5 protein-coding genes are annotated in these 5339 nt (G+C 42.3%); 4 read left to right on the plus strand and 1 reads right to left on the minus strand.

The genetic code is table 11. From position 1 onward, the window contains the following. Positions 1–359 (minus strand): AraC family transcriptional regulator (locus tag ACRC32_RS14965; protein ID WP_438554719.1); only part of this gene is annotated, 359 nt, incomplete at its 3' end. A gap of 201 nt (positions 360–560) precedes the next feature. On the opposite strand from ACRC32_RS14965, the gene ACRC32_RS14970 reads away from it, so the two are divergent. The 4 genes from ACRC32_RS14970 to ACRC32_RS14985 all read left to right on the plus strand — a co-directional run. Continuing rightward, on the plus strand, positions 561–1316 hold the full coding sequence (locus ACRC32_RS14970; RefSeq protein WP_438554720.1) for an SDR family oxidoreductase: 756 nt from the start codon (positions 561–563) through the stop codon (positions 1314–1316). A 131-nt stretch (positions 1317–1447) separates the two neighbouring features. Beyond that, positions 1448–2338, plus strand: coding sequence for an NmrA family NAD(P)-binding protein (locus ACRC32_RS14975; protein ID WP_438554721.1), 891 nt, complete (start codon positions 1448–1450; stop codon positions 2336–2338). Between the two features lie 595 nt (positions 2339–2933). Next, positions 2934–4178, plus strand: coding sequence for an efflux RND transporter periplasmic adaptor subunit (locus tag ACRC32_RS14980; protein WP_438554722.1), 1245 nt, complete (start codon positions 2934–2936; stop codon positions 4176–4178). Between the two features lie 148 nt (positions 4179–4326). Continuing rightward, positions 4327–5339: efflux RND transporter permease subunit (locus ACRC32_RS14985; protein WP_438554723.1), on the plus strand; the 1013-nt coding region annotated here is incomplete at its 3' end.

The following is a 5339-nucleotide window of genomic DNA, read 5'->3' on the forward strand; positions in this document are numbered from 1 at the left end:
GCATCTACAACAAATGCACTCAGGGGTAGATCGACAGAAATCACTAAATATTGAGCCACACTATATTGATAGTTTTCCTCACCTAGAAACACTGCTTTTTTGCCCTGAAGGATGATGCCGAGGAAAGGTTCACAGATAGAGGCAGGTAATGAAGTGGAAGCAAAAGCTTCTCGTGTAAATTCCAGCTCATTTATCTCTGTTTTATGAATACCATTTCCCTTGCTGTCGGTATGCCGAGTAACTAATGTCGCCAATTCTTGACATTGATTAGCGATCGCCGTTGGCGGCGCGGCTGGTAGAGAAGACCGACTAAAGGTCATGGATTCGTTAGCGGAGCCGCTCTGAACGAGAATCGTCATAACTACTTTTTCGATAATTCGTTGGTATAGCTTCTAGCAACAGCGAGTCGCTCTCTTTCTAGCATTGTAGCTCGTCGTCATTCAGTCGCCACACCTCAATCTGGAGGATTAGGCAATAAAGAGCGAGGTTTGTGTATTTAAAAATAACAACCTGATTCCTATCATAAAAACTTAGGTATCCAACAGTAAGAGGATAAGTTAATGACAAAAATCGCTATAGTAACTGGATCGAGCCGAGGACTTGGTAAAAGTACCGCTTTAAACCTTGCCAAAAAAGGGGTGGATGTCATCGTGACATATCACAGTAATGCTGAGGAAGCTAATAGCGTCGTCGCCCAAATTGAACAGCTTGGCGCAAAAGCCATTGCTCTACAACTAGATACTGCAAACACTAAAACCTTCGATGATTTCGTCGCACAGGTTAAGCAATCACTCCAAGAAAAATGGCAGACAGATCGTTTTGAATTTTTAGTAAATAATGCGGGAACTGGCTTACATGCGTCTTTGGCAGAGACAACAGAGGAAGAGTTCGATAGCCAAATGAATATTCATGTCAAGGGCGTTTTCTTTCTCACCCAAAAACTGCTGCCGCTGATAAATGATGGCGGACGGATTGTAAATCTTTCTACTGGTTTGACGAGGATTATCTTCCCTGGCTATGCCGCTTATGCGAGTATGAAAGGCGCGATCGAGGTTTTAACTCGTTACATGGCAAAAGAACTGGGAGCTAGACAAATTGCAGTCAATACTGTTGCTCCCGGCGCGATCGAAACTGATTTCGGTGGTGGTGCAGTGCGGGATAATCCAGAAATTAATAAACACTTTGCTTCCCAAACTGCTCTCGGTCGCGTCGGTCTTCCCGATGATATCGGTGGCGCGATCGCCTCTTTACTATCCGAAGACAACAAATGGGTGAATGCCCAAAGAATTGAAGTTTCTGGCGGTCAGTCTATTTAATTCCCACTAACTTTAATAGCTGGAAAAAATCGCAATGTTAAATATAGAAAACATCGATCGACGCAGCAAACCGATTTATGGCGAGTGCTAGAGATAGAAAATGAAACCTTCGCAAACAAAACGAAACATTTATGAAAGTTGTAGTAACAGGTTCGTTAGGAAACATCAGTAAGCCACTAACAGAAGAGTTAGTGCAAAAAGGTCATTTGGTTACGGTTGTCAGCAGCAAGGCCGAAAGACAAAAAGACATTGAAGCACTGGGCGCGATCGCCGCCATCGGCTCACTGGAAGACGTGGATTTCCTTGTGTCCACCTTTACAGGTGCTGATGCCGTGTATGTGATGGTGCCGCCAAACAACTACTTCGACCTTAACCTTGACCTGTTGGCATATTATTGCAGACTGGGCAATAACTATGCACAAGCCATCGAGCAGTCGGGCGTAAAACGTGTGGTTAATCTCAGTAGCATTGGTGCTCATTTAGATAAAGGCTCAGGTATTTTACTCGGTGCTCACAATGTAGAGAAGATTCTGAACGAACTATCATCAGACGTAGCCATTACTCATATGCGCCCCACCTCTTTCTACTACAATTTATTTGGCTATACAGATACGATAAAGACGGAGGGCTTTATCTCAGCCAACTACGGCGCAGATGACAAGGTACCGTGGGTTTCTCCAATAGATATTGCTAGCGCAATTACTGAAGAAATAGTAACACCGCTTGTAGGCAGGAAAGTACGCTATGTAGCAAGTGACGAACTTACATGCAACGAAACTGCGAGTATTTTAGGCGTAGCAATTGGTAAACCCGATCTCAAATGGATAATTAGTACCAATGAACAAATGCTAAGTGGTTTAAAAGCTGCCGGGATGAATCCACAAATTGCTGCTGGTTTAGTTGAAATGTATGCCAGTCTTCATAGCGGTTTATTAGCAGAAGATTATTACCGTAATAAACCAACGGTTATGGGCAAAGTAAAGCTGGCAGACTTTGCAAAAGAATTTGCGGCTGCTTTTTAAAAAGGTTGATTGTCTCTCTATGGGTTAGTTAAACTCATAACCCATAGAAAAATTCCTTGGTAGGTGAGTGAAGTTAGATTTCCAAGAGCAGCAAATACTCGAACTGCACAGTGAAAAAACAATGAGCCTGGGCGCAGCTACTTTATTCAAACTCACTTTAATAGTGGAAGAAACGAGCGTGATAAACATAGAAAACAAAGTTATTGCCATACAGAAGAAATATTGACTTTTAATTCAAACTAATTTCATGGGATAGAATTTTGCCATTTTTTTGGCAATCGCGAAAACTTTTTTTGTCAAAAAAGGATCGATTGTAGCTAACGATAACAACAAAATTTAGTTTTTTCTATCCAAATCTTGCGATTTTCGATCGATTCTTGCGATCGCCTCGTAAAATCACTCTTTGGACGGATTTATTGTGGATATTTTTTCTTTTTTTTAGTTAAAAGCTCAATCTTTGTGTAGAGCTGTCACCTAAAAATTAAGTTTATATCTTGAGTTAACAATTTTTAGTTCATTCAACAGAATTAGGTTTTTATTTAAAAAACATAACAGCATTATTTTAACTGCATTGTTTTATACAAATATGAAATTTATGTTTAAAAAAACCGATAATTTTTTGGCTATAAAGTTTTTATTTCCTGCAATTTTAGTTGCTGTTGTTAATACAGCCTGCTCTCGAAGCGATCCTTCTGCAAAAGCAGCAAGTCAAGCTTCCGAACCAAAGCCAATTCCAGTAAAATTGCAATCTTTGCAATCCACTCCAGTCCAAGATGTTTCCGAGTTTGTCGGTAGGCTAGAAGCTCAACAGCGCGTTCTTCTTCAGCCAGAAATACAAGGTAGGATTGAAGCGATTCCCGTTGCTTCAGGAGCAAAAGTCAAACAGGGTACACCGATCGTACTGCTACGCCCAGAGCAAACCCAAGCACAATTAAATAGTGCGATCGCTAGAACTAATTCGGCAAAAGCAGCGCAAAAAACTTCTCAATCCGAACTGCGAGCGGCACAAGCCGATCGCATTAGAGATGCGGCAGATGTAGAGCTTCAAAAAGTACAATTCGATCGCGCTAAAAAGCTCGTTTCTCAAGGCGTACAGGCGAAAGAACAATTAGACGTTGCTCAAAGAAATTTAAATACGTCGATCGCCACACTTCGCGCTACCAAGGACCGGGAAGAAGCGGCAAAAGCTAACTTATCTCAGGCAGATGCCAACATTCAACAAGCCGAAGCAGATGCAGCAGCTACCCGCGAAACTTCTCGATACAAACAAGTGTTAGCACCGATTACAGGAGAGGTTGGTGACTTTCCCGTTAAGGTTGGCGACTACGTTAATACAGGTCAAAATCTCACTACCATTACTCAAAACGAAAATCTTTATTTGCGGCTGGGAATTCCCGCCCAGCGAGCAGCGCAACTACGAGTAGGTTTACCAGTAGAGTTAATTGAAAGTAAAACCAAAAAACGTTTGGTCACGGGTAAGATTGACTTCATCTCGCCGGAAGCCGACACTAACGCCCAAACAATCTTAATCAAAGCACGCTTTCCCAACCAAAATAATACTTTGCGCGAAGGGCAATTCGTTCAAGCAAGAGTTATTTGGAGCAAACGACCGGGGGTTTTAATTCCCACAGTTGCTGTATCTAGTGTCGGTGCGGAAAACTTTGTTTATGTAGCGCGAGAACAAAAGTCAAAACAAGTTGTGCGGCAACAACCTGTAAAACTAGGAGCAATTCAAGGTCAAAGTTATCAGGTACTTAACGGAGTCAAACCAGGCGATCGCATTGCTCTAACGCAACTTTTGAATCTTAAAGACGGTACTCCCATTCAGCCTCAATCTTAATTTAGGGAACAGGGAATAGGGAATAGGGAATAGGGAATAGGGAAACTAAAAATTTAATAACCCACCATCAAACTAACCTTCTGCCCTCTGCCCTCTGCCCTCTGCCTTTCTTCCTGACTTTAGACTTTATTATTGGACATCTGGCTTTATGTTGCTAAGCATTGCAGATACGTTTATCAAGCGACCAGTTTTAACTACTGTTTGCACCGTACTGATTCTTTTAATCGGAGGAGTTTGCATTCCTCTACTCCCTCTCGATAAGCTACCAGAAATGGCACTAAAGCAGGTAACTGTAACTGCTAACTATCTCGGCACCGATGCCAAAACAGCAGAAGAGAACGTTACCACCGTGCTGGAGAGGCAAATAACCGGCACGGAGCAGGTTTTATATATGTCATCTCAAACGACAAATAACGGAGACACGACGATTAATGTCTCCTTTCCCACCGAGATGGACAGAAATACCGCTCAAGTTCTCGTGCAGAATAATGTTGCGGTTGCTGAAGCCGAACTACCTGAAGAAGTTAACCGAACTGGTGTCACTACCCAGAAACAATCTCCGAGTATAACCATCGCTTACAGTTTTTATTCCGACAAAGACGAAAACGGAAAATACATTTACGATCCCATTTTTATTAGCAACTATGTCGATCGCCAAATTATTAATGAAATCAGATCCATTCAAGGTGTAGGTTTCGCTAGATTAGTTGGGGAACGCAAATATGCAATGCGAATCTGGCTCGACCCTGATGCCCTGGCTGCTAGAAGTATAACGGCTTCTGATGTTATTAATGCAATTTCCGAACAAAATATTCAAGTAGGAGCGGGAAGAATCGGTCAACAGCCTACTCCAGCCGAACAACAGTACGAAATTCCTTTACGAGCTGTAGGAAGATTTACTACCCCTGCTGAAGCTGAAGACATTGTCGTAAAAGTGGGTGAGGGGGGTACTTTAGTCAAAGTTAAAGATGTTGGTCGAGCAGAAGTGGGAGCGCAGGAATATAGTACTTCTAATTTGGTTAACGCTCAGCCATCGGTTTCTGTGGTTATCTATCAACTTCCTGGCTCTAATGCGTGGGATACCGCCAACGCAATTAAAGCCAAAATAGCCGAACTAGAACAAAACTTTCCGCCAGGATTAAAAGCGACAGTCGTTTTAGA

The sequence above is a fragment of the Chroococcidiopsis sp. genome (assembly GCF_051657925.1).
Lineage (GTDB): Bacteria > Cyanobacteriota > Cyanobacteriia > Cyanobacteriales > Chroococcidiopsidaceae > Chroococcidiopsis.